Origin of the sequence: Iodidimonas gelatinilytica (assembly GCF_008579125.1) — a bacterium.
In the GTDB taxonomy this organism is placed as follows: Bacteria; Pseudomonadota; Alphaproteobacteria; order Sphingomonadales; family Rhodothalassiaceae; genus Iodidimonas; species Iodidimonas muriae.
This window is the reverse complement of the sequence record NZ_BKCL01000016.1, coordinates 12,559-28,160: the sequence shown is the minus strand read 5'-3', so window position 1 is coordinate 28,160 and position 15,602 is coordinate 12,559. Positions and strand designations below refer to the sequence as shown.

General features: G+C 55.9%; 15 protein-coding genes. 7 read left to right on the top strand and 8 right to left on the bottom strand.

All coding sequences use genetic code 11. The features are described from left to right. The 3 genes from JCM17844_RS15510 to JCM17844_RS13410 form a co-directional block, all read left to right on the top strand. A partial coding sequence (locus tag JCM17844_RS15510; protein ID WP_371864770.1) for a hypothetical protein occupies nucleotides 1–218 on the top strand: 218 nt, incomplete at its 5' end. Nucleotides 219–432: 214 nt separating this feature from the next. Next, nucleotides 433–1,410: an AAA family ATPase gene (locus JCM17844_RS13415; protein ID WP_150001413.1), complete on the top strand. Its 978-nt coding sequence runs from the start codon at nucleotides 433–435 to the stop codon at nucleotides 1,408–1,410. A 17-nt stretch (nucleotides 1,411–1,427) separates the two neighbouring features. Continuing rightward, nucleotides 1,428–3,965, top strand: coding sequence for a S8 family peptidase (locus JCM17844_RS13410; RefSeq protein WP_150001412.1), 2,538 nt, complete (start codon nucleotides 1,428–1,430; stop codon nucleotides 3,963–3,965). A gap of 656 nt (nucleotides 3,966–4,621) precedes the next feature. Here the strand turns inward: JCM17844_RS13410 and JCM17844_RS15505 are convergent. Together JCM17844_RS15505 and JCM17844_RS13405 are read right to left on the bottom strand one after the other, a co-directional pair. Then, a complete protein-coding gene (locus tag JCM17844_RS15505; RefSeq protein ID WP_210432009.1) occupies nucleotides 4,622–4,783 on the bottom strand; it encodes a hypothetical protein in 162 nt (53 codons plus the stop codon). 320 nt (nucleotides 4,784–5,103) lie between these two features. Further along, complete coding sequence (locus tag JCM17844_RS13405) at nucleotides 5,104–6,030, bottom strand: DUF2493 domain-containing protein (protein ID WP_150001411.1); 927 nt, start codon at nucleotides 6,028–6,030, stop codon at nucleotides 5,104–5,106. Between the two features lie 884 nt (nucleotides 6,031–6,914). On the opposite strand from JCM17844_RS13405, the gene JCM17844_RS13400 reads away from it, so the two are divergent. Further along, nucleotides 6,915–7,514 (top strand): hypothetical protein, encoded by a 600-nt coding sequence (locus JCM17844_RS13400; RefSeq protein ID WP_150001410.1) that lies wholly within the window; start codon nucleotides 6,915–6,917, stop codon nucleotides 7,512–7,514. 223 nt (nucleotides 7,515–7,737) lie between these two features. Further along, nucleotides 7,738–8,495 (top strand): IS5 family transposase gene (locus JCM17844_RS13395; RefSeq protein ID WP_150001409.1). Its coding sequence is split into 2 segments (ribosomal slippage): nucleotides 7,738–8,074 and nucleotides 8,074–8,495, totalling 759 coding nucleotides; the frame shifts between segments, so codons are not numbered across the junction. Here the strand turns inward: JCM17844_RS13395 and JCM17844_RS13390 are convergent. Together JCM17844_RS13390 and ssb are read right to left on the bottom strand one after the other, a co-directional pair. Beyond that, the gene (locus JCM17844_RS13390) at nucleotides 8,447–8,938 is read right to left on the bottom strand and encodes a hypothetical protein (protein ID WP_150001408.1); all 492 of its coding nucleotides are present in this window, start codon (nucleotides 8,936–8,938) and stop codon (nucleotides 8,447–8,449) included. The genes JCM17844_RS13395 and JCM17844_RS13390 overlap by 49 nt on opposite strands. Before the next feature lie 206 nt (nucleotides 8,939–9,144). Further along, nucleotides 9,145–9,573: a single-stranded DNA-binding protein gene (gene ssb, locus JCM17844_RS13385; RefSeq protein WP_150001407.1), complete on the bottom strand. Its 429-nt coding sequence runs from the start codon at nucleotides 9,571–9,573 to the stop codon at nucleotides 9,145–9,147. 123 nt (nucleotides 9,574–9,696) lie between these two features. On the opposite strand from ssb, the gene JCM17844_RS13380 reads away from it, so the two are divergent. After that, on the top strand, nucleotides 9,697–10,170 hold the full coding sequence (locus JCM17844_RS13380; RefSeq protein ID WP_150001406.1) for a DUF6933 domain-containing protein: 474 nt from the start codon (nucleotides 9,697–9,699) through the stop codon (nucleotides 10,168–10,170). Then, nucleotides 10,163–11,296, top strand: coding sequence for a DUF3800 domain-containing protein (locus tag JCM17844_RS13375; RefSeq protein ID WP_150001405.1), 1,134 nt, complete (start codon nucleotides 10,163–10,165; stop codon nucleotides 11,294–11,296). Before JCM17844_RS13380 ends, JCM17844_RS13375 begins: the two co-directional genes overlap by 8 nt. 9 nt (nucleotides 11,297–11,305) lie before the next feature. On the opposite strand, the gene JCM17844_RS13370 is transcribed toward JCM17844_RS13375, so the two are convergent. From JCM17844_RS13370 to JCM17844_RS13355, 4 genes are all read right to left on the bottom strand, one after another. Then, nucleotides 11,306–11,818: a TraB/TrbI/VirB10 family type IV secretion system protein gene (locus tag JCM17844_RS13370; RefSeq protein WP_150001404.1), complete on the bottom strand. Its 513-nt coding sequence runs from the start codon at nucleotides 11,816–11,818 to the stop codon at nucleotides 11,306–11,308. Nucleotides 11,819–11,904: 86 nt separating this feature from the next. Further along, entirely contained in the window at nucleotides 11,905–13,839 is a 1,935-nt protein-coding gene (locus JCM17844_RS13365) for a DUF3732 domain-containing protein (RefSeq protein WP_150001403.1), read from the bottom strand. Next, entirely contained in the window at nucleotides 13,836–14,345 is a 510-nt protein-coding gene (locus JCM17844_RS13360; protein ID WP_150001402.1) for a three component ABC system middle component, read from the bottom strand. The genes JCM17844_RS13365 and JCM17844_RS13360 overlap by 4 nt, the downstream gene beginning before the upstream one ends. Next, the gene (locus JCM17844_RS13355) at nucleotides 14,332–15,522 is read right to left on the bottom strand and encodes an ABC-three component system protein (RefSeq protein WP_150001401.1); all 1,191 of its coding nucleotides are present in this window, start codon (nucleotides 15,520–15,522) and stop codon (nucleotides 14,332–14,334) included. Before JCM17844_RS13355 ends, JCM17844_RS13360 begins: the two co-directional genes overlap by 14 nt. Between the last annotated feature and the right edge of the window lie 80 nt (nucleotides 15,523–15,602).

The window sequence follows — 15,602 nt, the reverse complement described above, 5'->3', positions numbered from 1 at the left end:
CTACCCCGCCACCCCGCCAACACCCCCCCGCAGCTCCCCTGGCCCGGATCGACGGACGGCGCTTACGCGCCACCAACCGCACCACGCAGCTCAACATCGCCGTCCACCCGGACACCAAGGACCGCTTCTGGACCCTGGCCCATGCGGCCGGTGCCCAGACCGGCGAGGATTTCCTGAAGCGGTTGTTGGATGGGTTCATGAGAACGGGAAAGGAATGACGTAATGAGCGCCCAGCACAGACCTTGGGGCAGGCCGGAAGCGCGGAGCCTATTCATTGAAATTTAAGGGCTTTCTTGCTATGCAATAATATAAAATGCACGAGTCGGATTGATCCAAGGGAACGGCTCGGCAATTCCGGTTTTCGAATCCTTGGAATGTTTTATTATGTATGAGCCGCTGGACGTGTCATATCCAGCGAACGGAAAGGGAGTCATGGCAGCCTCGAAGCATCTCATAGCGCTCTTGCGAAGCCACATTGATGGCAACAATGAGCAATTTTTGTCCGTGGCCATGCAGGTCGCGGCCCATGAGGCACGCCAGGGGCACGGCAATCTCGCCAAACAACTCCGCGATTTGGTCGACGAAGCCCGATCTCTCAAGGCCAGTCGAACCAGCAGGCCGGTACCTTTCGCCCAGCCCAAGGGCGATTTGGCGGCCCTGATCTCTGCCAGCTATTCGGAGACACGCCTTGCCTCCATGGTGCTGCCGGAAACCCTGGCAACCCGTCTGAAGCGGATCGTCACAGAACAGCGCCAGCACCACCGTCTACGAGAACACGGTCTCCACCCGCGCCGGAAAATCCTGCTGATCGGTCCGCCGGGCTCCGGTAAGACGATGACTGCCTCCGCCCTGGCGGGAGAGCTTACCTTGCCGCTGTTCACGGTGGCCTTCGACTCGCTCATCACCCGCTTCATGGGCGAGACCGCCTCCAAGTTGCGGCAGGTCTTCGATGCAATGGCGCAAACGCGGGGGGTGTATTTCTTCGATGAGTTCGACGCCATTGGCGCCCGCCGAACCGAACGCAATGACGTCGGGGAAATCCGCCGCGTGCTGAATTCATTCCTCCAGTTTTTGGAAAACGACGACAGCGACAGCCTGATCGTCGCCGCGACGAACCACCCAGAACTTCTCGATCCTGCCCTATTCCGGCGGTTCGACGATGTAGTCCGCTACGATTTGCCCGAAGCGTCGATCGCCGAGGGTATCCTGAAAAACCGTCTGTCTGGGTTCGATACCAAGGGGATGCGCTGGAAGGAGGTTCTTGCCTCGATTTCCGGGCTAAGCCAAGCCGAGATCGCCCGGGCAGCGGACGAGGCCGCGAAGCGGGCGATCCTTGATGACCGCACCCGGGTGGTGAAAGACGACCTCGCCAGCGCAATTACCGAGCGCAAAGCCACCACAGACCATTAAGCGGAAGCGCGCCCAGTATGCCTGAAAACGAACAGCGCCACTTACCGCACGTCTATCTGCCTGGTCACGGCGATAGGGAAGAGTTTACCTCACCTCGAAGCGGCGGCGGCGGTGGTCCAACACCGCTTCGCGACCGCGAACGCCACGCGCATTTGCTCCAAGACATGCTGACCCGAGCGGTGGCAACCGCTCAAGAGCGGATAGCCAACCGTGATCCTGAGATCAGCGGTGGGACACCGGGCTTCTACCTCGAATTCGACCTGCCGACGGACCAGAAATCCATTGTCGAAAAACTCGAGAACGCACAGGGGAAAGAGCATATCGAACTCGTCGCCACACGACCGTCACCCGAAGACCCCAATCTCCTTTATGCAACCGTTTTCATTCCTGAATCGCGCGCTGAATTCTACCTCAAGAAGGTCCGCGCCTACGCTGAAGAAGACAAGATCAACTACGAAAAAGACGACGACGGCAACGTCTTGCTGGACGATACCGGCAACCGGATCGAAAAATCCCGTCGTCCGAAAAATGAGGCCCTGGTCGCAGCCCTGGAAGCGGTGCGGATCGCCGATGCCCGGTCTCTCTATACGGACACCCCGAATCTCTTTCCCGAGGCCGGTCAGCAAGTCTGGTGGGAAGTATGGCTGCGGCTCAATGGCCGTCCCGTTTTCGAGCATGCAGCAGCCCGCTTAGAGATGGATATCAGGGACCATTCGGTCACCTTTGCGGAACGCGAAGTGGTTCTCGTCCGCGGCACCCCGGAAGCCATCGGTCGAATTGTCGCCAATACCGATGCGGTTGCCGAGCTTCGCCTATCCCGCGATACACCTGCCCTGTTCATGGAGATGGGTGGTGCCGAACAGATCGCGTGGTCGGTGGAACTGGCAGATCGGCTCGTCCCACCAGCCCCCAACGCTCCGGCCGTGTGCCTTCTCGACAGCGGCAGCACCCGCCGCCACCCGCTAATCAGCCCGGCGCTGGATGCGAACGATCACCAAGCCTGGCACGCGGATTGGGAGCCAGAAGATATAAGACATGGCCATGGTACGCAGATGAGCGGCGTGGCTCTTTATGGCGATCTGACCGACATGCTGGTCGGCACGGGACCAGTCGAGATGCAGCACCGGCTCGAGTCCGTGAAGATTTACCCCGACCGCGGCGCCAACGATCCAGACCTATACGGCTACATCACAGCCAGCGCCATGGGTCGAGCCGAGGTTCAGGCTCCAAATCGCCGCAGAGCCTATTGCCTAGCCGTAACCAGTGACGGAGACCATTGGCGTGGACGTCCGTCGTCCTGGTCGGCGGCATTGGACGACCTTGCCTATGGCGATGGTGAGGATCAACGCTTGATCGTCGTGTCGGCGGGAAACATCTCCGTCTATTACCCAGCTGCGGAATATCTGAATCAGAACGACACTGCCCCCATCGAAAGTCCAGCCCAAGCGTGGAACACACTAACCGTCGGCGCTATCACCGAGAAATGCACCATCACCGATCCGAGCTATTCGGGATGGCGGGCCATGGCTCCGGCGGGGGATTTGTCCGCTTTCAGCCGTACCTCTGTGGAATGGAATCATGACTGGCCGATTAAGCCGGATGTCGTGTTTGAAGGTGGCAATCACGGCATTGATCCGGCTACATCTGGGATTGACCATGTAGACGAACTTGCCCTCCTGACCACCTTCAACAGACCGGAAGAACGGGCTTTCACCGTGACCGGAGACACGAGCGCCGCGACGGCACAAATTGCTCGAATGGCCGCGCAAATTCTCTCCGAACGCCCTGACCTATGGCCCGAAACCGTCCGCGCCATGATCGTCCATTCCGCCGAATGGACTCCGACGATGATGGGCCATTTGCCTCCAAATCCGAGCAAGACGGATCAACGGCTAATTCTGCGCCGTTACGGCTATGGCGTACCCAGTCTGGATCGAGCGCTGCGCAGTCTATCCAGTGATGTGACGCTGGTCATCGAGGCCGATCTGCAGCCCTATTGCCTCAACGGCTCTTCCACGCGCACCCGTGACATGATGCTCCACGATCTGCCATGGCCCTCAGACGTGCTGAGAGCCCTGGGTGAAACGGAGGTCGAGATGCGGGTGACGTTGAGCTATTTCGTCGAGCCGAACCCGGGGGAACGCGGTTGGACCAAAAGGCACCGCTACGCCGGGCACGGCCTGAGGTTTGCCGTAAAACGCCCCGAAGAGAGCCTTGAGCGGTTTCGTCGCAGGGTGAATGCCGCCGCGCGAGAGGACGACGAGCATGTTTCTGCGGAGGGCAATGACGATGGCTGGGTGCTTGGGCCGAGGCTTCGTGACCGAGGAGCAGTGCATTCCGATGTTTGGCGAGGGATGGCGGCAGATCTTGCCGATCGCCATGCCATCGGCGTTTATCCGGTCGGTGGTTGGTGGCGCGAAAAGCCCAAGTTAGAACGCGCCGAACGCCGCGTGCGCTACGCCTTGGTCGTCAGCCTCCGGGCCAGCGAGGAGATTGATCTTTATACCGAGATCGCCTCAGCGGTTAGCGTGGAAGTCGGCATTGAAGGTTCATAACAATTTCCCAGAATATTGCAGCCATGAAAGGCTGGGATGACCTTAAGAAGCACCTACGTTCCGTAGATGTTTGTCATACGCCACCTCGAACCACCTGAACCACAAGACCTTTTCCCGTTGACGTTCGTATGACGGTGCGCGCGCCCCTGTAAACGCGCTGAACCCCTTACAAACCTTATGTTTCCGCCACCGCTACACCGGTAGCGACAGGTGTGGAAGAATTGCCGTCGTAAGACGTCCATCCATAGCGGGGAGGCGAAGCCTACGGAGCTATCGGCTAATCCACAGGGGTTCAATCGTGTTCGGTCCCCGGTTGGGGGACTGGCAGGGGGAAGATTTACGGGAGCTTTTCGCGCCAGCGATCGTCACCTGAATAGGCGGAGACGCGGAACGCGGCTCCGTTCCGAACGACGCAGGAGTGAGGAATAGAGCGCGGTCCGCTCGCAGAGCGGAGACGCCCAAACTGGGAACCACGACAATCGGCCCGGGATCAAAAGACGAAGCGCCCAACAAAAACGCAAGCGGCAACCAAGTCCTAATTGGACCTTGTCGGCGCGATGCCGATCAGCGGGGGCCGCCGTTAGGCGGCCCCCGCTCTCACTCGGTGTCCGATCAAAAAGAGAGCCCCACCGGATGGCTCCGGCGGGGCGTGCGGTTCAATATCCCAGGGCGCTGATGAGCTCTTCGAGTTCCGGGTCGAGGTCCGGTTCTTCATCGCCCCCATCGAAATCGTCGGCCCAGGAGCCGAACAGGCGCTCGATCTCTTCCCAGCGGTCTTCCTCGGCACGGGCGCGGATGATGTGTTGTTCTTCGGTCATAATGTCCTCCATCGGGTTCAAGTCATCGAAAACGCCGATCGGTGGGGGTGCGGCGGGACCGCGGTCAGGGACCGGAGGCCGCGCCAGCGGGGCGTGGGGGAGCCGAAATACGCAATGGAGCGCCAGCGCAATGAAGTATTTTGGGGGAACCGCGCATCCTTGACGGCGGTTTCGCCGCGCCCCAAGCTGGAAGGACCAGAGAGGATGCCCACCAACAAACAACGTCAAAGCCGCTCGCGGCTTTGTCCGCTTAATAAACACTCGGCAGGCGAACAAGAAAAAGGCCCCGCCGGAAAGCTCCGACGGGGCCGTATGGACGATCAGCTATACTTCTTGGCCGGGATGCCGAGGTTGCGGGCCTTGTCGACCAGGTTCTCGGTGATGCCGGTGCCGGGAAAGGCCAGGACGCCGATGGGCAGGAGGTCGAGCATCTGGTCGTTGCGCACGAACCCAGCGCGGGACTTGCCGTAGCGCTTCCAGTCGGGCTTGAACACCACCTGCGCGACGCCCCGGGCCTCGGCCCATTTGGCGGCAATCAGATCGACGCCCTTGGGCGCGCCGCCGTGGACCAGAACCATATCGGCATGCTTGGCGCGGGCTTTGTCCAGGGCGTTCCAGATCAGGGTGTGGTCGGTGAAGTCCATGCCGCCGCTGACCACCACCTTCGGGCCTTCGGGAGCCAAGGACTGGGTCTTGCGACGCTCGGTCGCGGCCAGGAACTCGCGGCTGTCGATGACGGCGGCGGTGAGGCCCGAGTTGCTGACCTTCGAGCCATGGCCGGGCATCCAGGGATGGCCGGTGGCGGTGGCAAAGAGATCGGCTGCATGGTCGCGCAAGGCCTCGAAGGTGTCGCGGGCGTCGGAGGTGGACCGGGCGCGGAGTTCCAGTTTCTCCAGTTCCACCGATTTGACCTCGGTGCCGTCTTGCTCACGGATGGCGCGGCGGATCTCGAAGCCCAGTTGGTCGAAGCCCTTGTCCAGGCGCTCCAGCTTGCGCTGGAAGACATTGACCGTGTTCCACAGCACGTCGGTGGTCTCCCCTTCCAGGCAGGTGTCGGCGAACAGGGCGCTTAAGGTCTCGAACACCGCCTCCAGGGCGGAATATCCGTCGTCCAGTTCCGGTAAGGGGCGGGGGTCTTCCTCGTCCGCCGGGGGCACGGCCCCGAACAGTTCCATGCGGTTCATGATGTCGGCGGTGGCGCTTTGGCCGGTGAGATCGTCGAAAACGTCGGGTGTTTCGGAATACATCGTTCAACTCCTTTATCTGGCGAGCGGTCGATCCCGCTCATGGGGCTGACTCTGCGGATCGGTTCGGGACGCAAATCACCTGAAAGGCCGCAACGCAGTGGAGGACGGCGCAAGGCGGCCTTTTTTGTCTCGCGAGGAATGGGCGCCCCGCCGAAGGCGCTAAAGAGGCGCGCCCAGGGGAAAAAAGCCGCCAGCGCCGTTGAGTTCGCGTCCCCCGATCCGCGACAGCCCACCTCATGAGCGGTATCGAACCGCTTGGCGTGTGAAGGCCGAACGAGGTTCCGATGCGCCCTGGGCGTTCGGCTCACCGGCAGGAACGCACGGCCCAAGAAACACTTGGGAACGCTCGGGGACGAACCGCCGGTTGGCGAGCCCCCTCCTATACCGAAGACGGCGGACTCCGCCCCTGGTGGCGGCGACCGTTCATGCACTCCCGGAGCCCTGCCGGAATGGGAAGACCGCCGATGGCGGAACCGCCGCCTGTCGGCGCGTGCGCCGGACCGGGATTGACCTAGCCAAAATCGCCACGCCATCGCAACATGACTGGACCCAAAATCGGCAGGATGTAGCGATGGCCTCGCCGCCCCCTCGTCACCACCTCGCGCGCACCTATACGTCGGCTAGGCGGAACCTAGGCCCGCCCTAGCCGTTTCCTCGGCCAGACCTGGGTACTCGGCTTGCAGCCAGTCACGCTCTTCGCGCAGCCCCAAGCGACGATGCAGATGGTTTTGCAGCGCGCCGCGTAACGCCGCCCGGATGGGCTGTTGATCTACTTTTGCCAACCCCTCATCCGTTTGTCACATATCGCAAAGCATCAACTTGACAAATAACCGTATGTCTCGTACATTTGTACGGTATACAGAACAAACTCAGGACAATAGACAATGACTCCCAAAATTAACCGCCTCGAACTTCGGCTCGACGACAGCACACTCGAAAAAATAGATGCCTGGAGATTATCCCAACCCATCCAACCATCACGCTCAGAGGCTGCACGCCTCCTCATTCAAGAGGGATTTGAAAGCACAACAAATCAGCAAACTTTCACAATGGTCAAACTGCAGGTCCTTGCCATGAGCTTAACAAAAGACACCAAGGACACGATATCTGATGCTTATGTTTTTGCTTGGTGCAATGGCGTTTACCCGCTTTATCACAACAACGATTCCTGGCATGAGCCATTTCAAAGTTTTTTCGATGTCAGCAAAGAAATGATCGATGACTTAGGTGCTTACCTTGATGAGTTTTGGACTAGCGACACCGCAGCCCCCACCTTTTATGATTTGGAAAAACATTATGACACAAGGCATGGGGCAACCGCTTGGGATCGCTGGAAGTTAATTGTCGGATGCAGGTACATGTACCTTAATGGAATGTTTGATGACAATTTATGGAATGCACTCCTCACCCCCACCAACCATCCATCGGAAGCCAAAGGGATCACACGGCCATTTAAACGTAGCGAGAGTGCTTACGTGAATTAGGCGTTTAGTCGTATTCTAATCGGTCGCGTTCAGCGATCAGGCTGGCGCGATTGCACAAAAGAGCTTGCAAAGCACTGCGCAGAGCCGAACGGATCGGCTTGTGTTTTCCAATGCCAGGGCAAGCCTCTCGGATTGAGCGACACAAGTCTAGGGTCTGTTGACAATTAAGGGATTCCCAAACAGCCTGATTTATGATTCAAGATTCCTTTTAGGGATTTTTTGAATGAATACGGACCGTTTTGTCATCAGTGATCATATTTGGGAACGGATTGAACCCGTTCTTTTAGGCAAATCAACTGATTGTGGCGTTACAGGCAAAGACAATCGCCTGTTTTTGGAAGCTGTGCTATGGCGTGTTCGCACAGGTACTCCTTGGCGTGACCTTCCTACGGAATTTGGCAACTGGAACAGCGTTTTTAAACGGTTTCGACGCTGGGCTGAACGCGGCGTATTTGACCGAATTTTCGACAAACTCTCATCAGATCAGGATTTTGAATATGTCATGGTTGATGGTACAATCGTTAGCGTTCATCAAAAGGCTAGCGGGGCAAAAGGGGGACTCAAAATCAGGCCATCGGGCGTTCAAAAGGCGGATTAACGACCAAAATACTAGCATTGGTCGATGCCTTGGGGTACTTGGTCAGTTTTGTTCTTCTTCCCGGTCAACGCCATGATATCGTTGGTGTTCCTCCTTTGATTGAAGGGCTTGAGTTCGAAGCATTTCTTGCGGATAAAGCCTTTGATGCTGACTGGTTGCGAGAAGAAATAGACAAACGTGGGGCAAGTGTTGTCATTCCTCCCAAAGCAAACAGGAAATCCGAAATTCCTTTTGACAAAGAAACTTACAAATGGCGGCATCTCGTCGAAAATTTCTTTGCCAAGATAAAGGAATTCCGAGGTATAGCCACTCGATACGACAAAACGGACGAAAGCTACAAAGCCAATTGGTTCCTGACTGCTGCCATCATTACAGGGAGGTAATTGTCAACAGGCCCTAGGATTTCGCCGCGAATGCCCTTCAGTTCCCCGGTGATGTCTTCAAGGCGCAAGCGGGCGGATTCCCGGGCTTGCCATTCGCGGGCGTCCTCGGCGCTTCGTTCGGCCAGGCGATCCGCCTCGCGAGCCGCGCCAATGAAATCGCCGTCCCAGACCTCGGTCACGTCAAGCACGAACCCTTCGCTTAAGGATTCACCATATCCGGCGACGAACCGTTCGCACCCCTGCCGCCCGGCGGGCAGACGGAACACCGCGCCACGAAAGGTCTCGTCCTGGAATTCGTCCGCGTACCATCCGGTGTGACGCAACCGGAGAACATCGTCCGCCCAGGCTTCGAAGCGCAGACCGGCGTCCTCGGCGCTGCCGAAAAACCGCCGCGCCGCGCAGGCGCGGTCGTTTGCATCCACCGGCCAATGACGAAACGCCAAGGGGCGAAAGCCTGGCGGTAGGTTTCAAGAATGCCGCCGTAGTGCGGATACCGTTTGACCTGAGCTTTTAACGTTTCCAGCCGCTTGCGCGGCGATGCGCCCAACAGGGCGATGAGTTTGCTGTCCATGATCTCTCCCTCCGAAACGGAAAACGGCGGAGGCCGATAAGCCCCCGCCGTGGTTTTGCGTGTTGTTCAAGGAAGTACTCAGAACGGGATCTCGTCGTCCAGATCGGCGGGAGGAACGTCCTGGCCGCCGGAGGGCGGCATGTCGTCTTCGCCCCGGTCGTCGAGCTTTTCCAGGAACTGGATTTGGCAACCGGGGGTCACGAGGATTTCGGTGGTGTAGCGCTCGACATTGTTCTGGTCGGTCCACTTGCGGGTGCGCAGCATGCCCTGCACCGCCGTCAGGCGGCCCTTGCGGGCGTGCTTTTCGAGAACCGACACCAGGCCCTGCTGGAAGGTCACCACCCGGTGCCATTCCGTGCGCTTGATCCATTCGCCGGTGTTCTTGTCCTTGTAGCTGTGGTCGGTGGCGATGGAGAGCGTGGCGGCCTGCTGGTTGTTCTGCATGGTGCGGATGTCGGCGTCCGCGCCCAGGTGGCCCACGATGGTAACGCTGTTGATGCTGTACATGATCTTAACTCCTCTTTAGGGTGAAACTTCACCCTTCTCTTTCCCTCCTTTCGCTCTGTATGATTGCAGCCAGGAACGGCCTTGCCATTGAGGCGCGGTCGTCCCGTTGGGAAAGATCGAGGCATGCTCCAGTTTCACGTCACCGCCAAACTCGCCAAAGCCCTGAAGGTCAGGCCGGAAGAACCGCCCGTCCCCGATGGGACCGACTGGCTAGAGTGCTGGTATGTGAGGGATATCCCGTTGGACCTGCCATTGGACGCGCTGCTGTTCACCAACGCGGAAACGCTTTACTCCCTGGTCCATCCCTTCGACCGCCGCGAGCCCATCGACGAAATCGTCGGCGTGTTCCAACACCGGATCGAACACATCACGGGACGGGATTTTACGTCCGACCCCGGCGCGTTCCGGGTTTGCAAGACGGCGTCACGCCGCGTAACCGGATGCATGAATGAGTTGGCGTTGATGGTCGAATACGAAATCGAACGCCACCTTCAAGGAGACGGCGTCAGGCTCGAAGTGATCGAGCAAAGTCTGAATGCCGGCGTGATTGGCGGGAAGTTTCCCAAAACGGAGTTTGCAAAACGGTTAAATGATTGAAACCACGGAATATGGAGCCATTGACGTCAATACGCTGAGAGATCCCGTCATTCAGATGAACGGGCTTTTCAATGCCGATGCCGTCTACACAATTTACTACGACGAAACGAACAACATTCGACGACTTCATGTCCGTCCGGACGGGTTGAATGTCGGCCATCCTGAATGTTTTGTCGTCGGTGGAATTGCATACAGAGGCCCAGTTCGCGTCATCGATTTGGACGGTCTGCATTCAATCCTGAATCTGCAAAAATCCGCCAAAGAGATCAAACTCAAGCACGTAGCCAAGGGCGATTTCCCATCGCTATTGAACGCGAAGAAGCTGGAGGGCTTTCTTCAGTGGCTGCTCGACGAAGGACTGTTCGTACACTTTTCGGTGCTTGATCCGCTCTACTGGTCGATCGTTGACGTAATCGATTCAATTCTCGGTGAACACGGCGAGCGCCAACTGTTCACTGCACACATGGAACTGAAAAACGATCTCTACGCAATCCTCAGGCATGACCTGGACGGGACCGTCGATTTGTTCCAGCGCTACTCGTACCCCGACGTTGGGCGGGAAATGCGACGGGCTTTTGTCGCCGAACTTCGGGCCTTGCTGGAACAACGAGCCGACTTGCTCCCGCACTTTAACTTCATGATGTTGAAAGGCGCATTACAGATCGCCGAACGCCTCGAAGCCCTACCCTTCCTGGAGGATGAAACGCCAAACGTCCTGATCGACGGGTTTGGTCCGTTCTTTGTCCAAAGGATTTGCCTCTTCAAAAATTCCGAACACATATTCGATGTCGAAGAAGTCGTGAAAACCAATATCGCCACCATGAAATTCGTCGATGGCGCGCGAAAACTTACGAATTACCGGTTTGCCGATTCCAAAGACGAACCCGGCGTCCAGGTTTCGGATGTGATCACGGGTCTTCTGGGAAAGATGTTTACCTTCCTGAACGGAACGACTGCTTCAGATTTGACGAACATCCGCACTCAGTTGACGGATCAACAGCGGAGAAATCTGGGGTTATTGGAAACCCTGCTCGATCACGCCTTGGAAGAGAACCCTGCGTTTGCCCATTATACCCTGAGCCTTGAGGATTTACGGCGGAAGAACGTCCTGTTCAGCAGGACGTAATACTGAACATCATTTCTTGCTCCACATGGGACCGCCGACCACCCCAACTGAAACGATCTCATCAAGGTAAATTACCAGTTCCTTGGCGTGGTCCGCCAGCAGCGCACCGTTCGGCTTGATGCCGTCGGCGGGAATGCCGGGCAGTCCATCGGGACCATAGACTGTAGCTTTGATTCTGAAATCCGCACCCTGCGGAGTTATCAGCCGGTTGCATGTTACCGGTATTCTTTTTCCTCCACGAACCGGCTGGTAGGGGCAAATCGCCGATGTCCCGCGCGGCACTGCCGGATTGTCCCCAAGAGGTACGTTGAGCGATATCATCATGTCCGCGCGACCAGGAAGTTCCGTATCGACATACGGTTCCAATACAGCAGGCGAGGCCGTCCGACCATCAACGAGACGCTGTAGCGCCACAAAGGTCTCTTGCACCCAGGCTGCGTCCTGCGCAAGAACAGGAAAACCGCATATAAAGACCGTAGAGGCGATTAAGGCAGAGAACAGAGCGGAACGGCCATAAGTCATGATTTTCTAAACCTCAATCCGAAATTCCGTTCATTCAAAACCAAAAGGCTTGAACGAGCGGACAAAAGGCCTGTTGACAGCCTAACCTAACCGTTCGGCCACTCAGAAGGCACCAGGGCGACGCCTCCACGCCACTCCTCAACGATGGAGTCCTCGAACCATTCATCCCGCAAATGGGCATGATCCAAAACAATAAGCTGAAACGGCAAATCAATTTCTTGGCAAGCGGTATGCATCAACTCAAAAAGAGCTTGTACCGCCAAACGGTCACTATCCTTTTCAATTTGATCTAGGCCGCCCTCGATTCGATCCGGTGGATAGTATGCTTGGGTCGGTTGATCTAGAATGAGGAAACTAGGAACAGGCCTGTTGCGTTTTCGCAGCCACCAATGGAGCGCCAGATGCGCCAAGACATGATATCCGACCCAATTTTCGCCGCTACCCATACGGTTAAGGGGAACCGGGCCATCATCCGTATCGGCCACGACGGTGAGTTTTTTCACATCGAGACGCAATGAACTCCCGCTGTGTTCGAGATCCAAGCCGCTGGAATAGGCCGTCATCTTCTGCCCAATGAGGTTAAGGAAGGTATCCATTCTAGAGGCCATTTCCTCAGAGTTGAGCTTTGCTCGGATAGCGGCAATCATCTTCTGCAACTCGCCTATCTGATCCTTGGCATCCTCGGAATCATCGTCAGGCTGAAAGGTCTCAAGAAAATCGGTTAGTTTCCCGACATACTTCGCGCGGGCAATAAGTTGGTTCTGAGCAGCTCTTGCATTTTCGTCTTCGGAAATAGCTCGCGCCAACTCCCGTTGCACTTCCTTTAGTTGGTCCGACAATCGCTCTATTTGAGCGCTTAGTTCCGCGATATGAGATTGAATATGCGGGCTTTCGCGGTGCGCCGAATTAAGTAGGTTATCCACGCGCTGAAGCGAGGTCGTGATTTGTTCAACGCTTGGCGTCAGTGTTTTCAATTGTGAGCTACAAATCGGACATGTTGCTCTTTCTTCGGCTTCTGTTTTGTACAATCCAATGCTTTTAAGCCGCGCCGATTGCTCATTCGCCTCACGTGTAAAATCCGTTTGAACGGAAAGAAACGTACGAGCCGCTCGGAGGTCTTGATTTAAGTCCGTTAGCCGACCCTGGATAGTGGTTTGTTCGGCACGCAAGTTTTGGATCGTCTCTCCAAAATCTTGCATTACAGTCGGCGCGTCTACAGGTGTCGACGCAATGTTCGCGAGATAACCAAACACGCTGTCATCGACAGCTTGGTAATCTTGAGAAATCAGCCCCAAGCGTTTGCCTTCATTGACGACCCTGACGATACGATTTCGGCTGAGCTCAATGGCTTGGAGTCTTTTTGATTCCTGAGCTTCGAGGATGCGAAGCTTAGCATTTAGCTGATCTAGCTCCGCCAAATGCTTAAAGTGTTCCTCATCCACCGCTCCAAGAAAGTACGGCAATGTATCCTTCAGTGCCTGAGCAATCCAACTGTCATTCGTTCTGTGAAACAGATGATCTTTGCTTGCGACCATTCCTTGCGGTTGAAAACAGAACAGTAGGGCGTGAGAAATGTTCGCACTCAACGGCGGTCTCGTTCCGCTGGTAGGTCGGAATTCGTTCTCGACAATACCCGCGAACTGGGTCGTAAAGGTCTTTAGGCTAGCTTCAGTCGTGTTTTTCGAAATTTCGTCCAAAGACGGGTAACTGTCGATTTTACCTCGCTGGTAATAGACCTTTGAACCCGTTCCAGTGCCGGGGCCGGGGTTGTCCCGGGCGATGAAAACTTCATCGTCTCCCTTGGCGAGGTGCAGACCAAACCAAGACACTTTTCGGCGAATTTCACCTTCGGCAACGTTGTAGCTTCCACGCCCCAGGCAATAATCAACAATGTCAATGATTGCGGATTTTCCGGTCTTAGACTGGCCGGTAACGATGTTAAGGCCACGTTTTTTGAAAGGCAGTGTCCGGATTTGACCTTCGTGACCGTAGAGCACGATGGCGATGATCGAAAAACTCATGGCTTAATTCCCCAGCACGCCAAGATGGAACTCTCGGACCCAGATTTAGCGAACCAACGCGCCATAAATTTTGTACCGTCGATTACATCTTTTACCTCTTGTGTGGTCGCGCGCATAAAACCAGCAGAGAAGTGGCCCTTTTTCTCTCCAAGCCGAACCAAATGCCCTTCGCTGAATCGAATTGTTTGGTGTTGCAAAGAAAAAAGCATGGCCTCCCGAACGTATGGAAGCAATCCACACACCCGTTCCCAGAATCCAATCAGAACGTCCTCATTGTTCTGCATCCATTCATAAAGAGACGAAACCGTGGAAGACGGGAGCCTTTCACGAGTCTGCTGGTGCAAGACTATTGATAGAACAAGGGGCACGAAGGTCAGCGGGACACCCTCTGGTTTGCTTTTTTCATACTCTTTTGCCATCTCAAAAGTTAGAGAACCGATGAAGGCTGGATTGAAGAGATTGGCCTCTTCCGTGGGTCTCCGGTCCCAGACTTCAAGAACCGCCATTGCCTGGGCCTCCCTTGAAAATTGTCTCGTAATCTGGATGCCAACCAATCTTCAAACGGTCGGAAAGGCCATGAAAAGAACCGGAGGTGATCCAAGTCTCTACGACGTTTCTAAGGGGAACAGATTGCTGGGTTGCCCAAAGACAAATCGACTTCCCAAATTCTAATTTTTCATTATCAGCTGCAGGCGAAACTGTGGCCATCTCCGCGTCGAATTTACGGCCCCACCGATCCTCAAGTTGAGCGTCATACTTGCCTAGCTCTTCATCAAGAAGCAGGTTTTCGCGTGCCCATTTAGAACGTTGAGCCGATGCACGGTAATAATCTTCAACCCCTCGACGAACAATGCGGTCAGGTAAGTTCACAACACGCATCTGTCGGACAAAAATCTGAGATTCGTCCTCGTCGCTATAATTCTTAACACCAAGGCTGTTAGGGTCATCGACTGGCAGAGCATCGCCGCCAATCGTTTTGCCAATCTCATTCGCCTTAATGACGAGATGCTGAACAGGGATTGAGGCGCTGGCCTCCTCAACGAGGCATTTACCAACCACTCCCATCCACCATCCTTCAAGGTAGCTAGCCGCTAATGAGGGGTTCGAAGGGGCTATCAAAATAAGCTCCCCTTCAATTTCGGTCATTACATCGGCAAGGTTGGAGTGCCGATCCAAGATTTCGACTTGGCTGAGCAATGTGCGAGCTTGATCATCTGTCAGCGCAAGAAAATCAGCTCGAGCAACCGTCGTCGTTTTATTTTCAGAGGTTGAGGCAGCTTCCCGAAGCAGTGCCAAGCTTTTCTCACGGTCTTCCGACGATGATCCCGCGCGCAAATAGGATGCTGCGGAACCGTCACTTGCCGTAGCCGTGGTGATCAACACAAATTTGGTTGAGTTGAAGGTGATGATCCCACCAGCCAACTGATCCATCCAAACCTTAAGCGATTTCCATAGATCAACTGAGGCGTTGTCCAGAGATTTAGGCTTGATGCTGTGTTTGGCCTGCATTAAGCATTTTGAGAAATCCTCACTCTCAAAGGCAACATCGTCAAATTTTTCAATGGAAATTTGACCATTTGGCTTTTTCTTTGCCATTTGCAAGCCGCGCAAAAGGGCCAGTCGGCACTGGAACAAATATCCTGCCATAGCCCCGCCTGCATTATGTTGAGATCCACTGCTCATCAGAATCCACCTATCCTTGGAACTACGGTATGAGATTCTCGGTTTGGGAGCAACCGCTGATGGAGCCACATTGCAGTGCA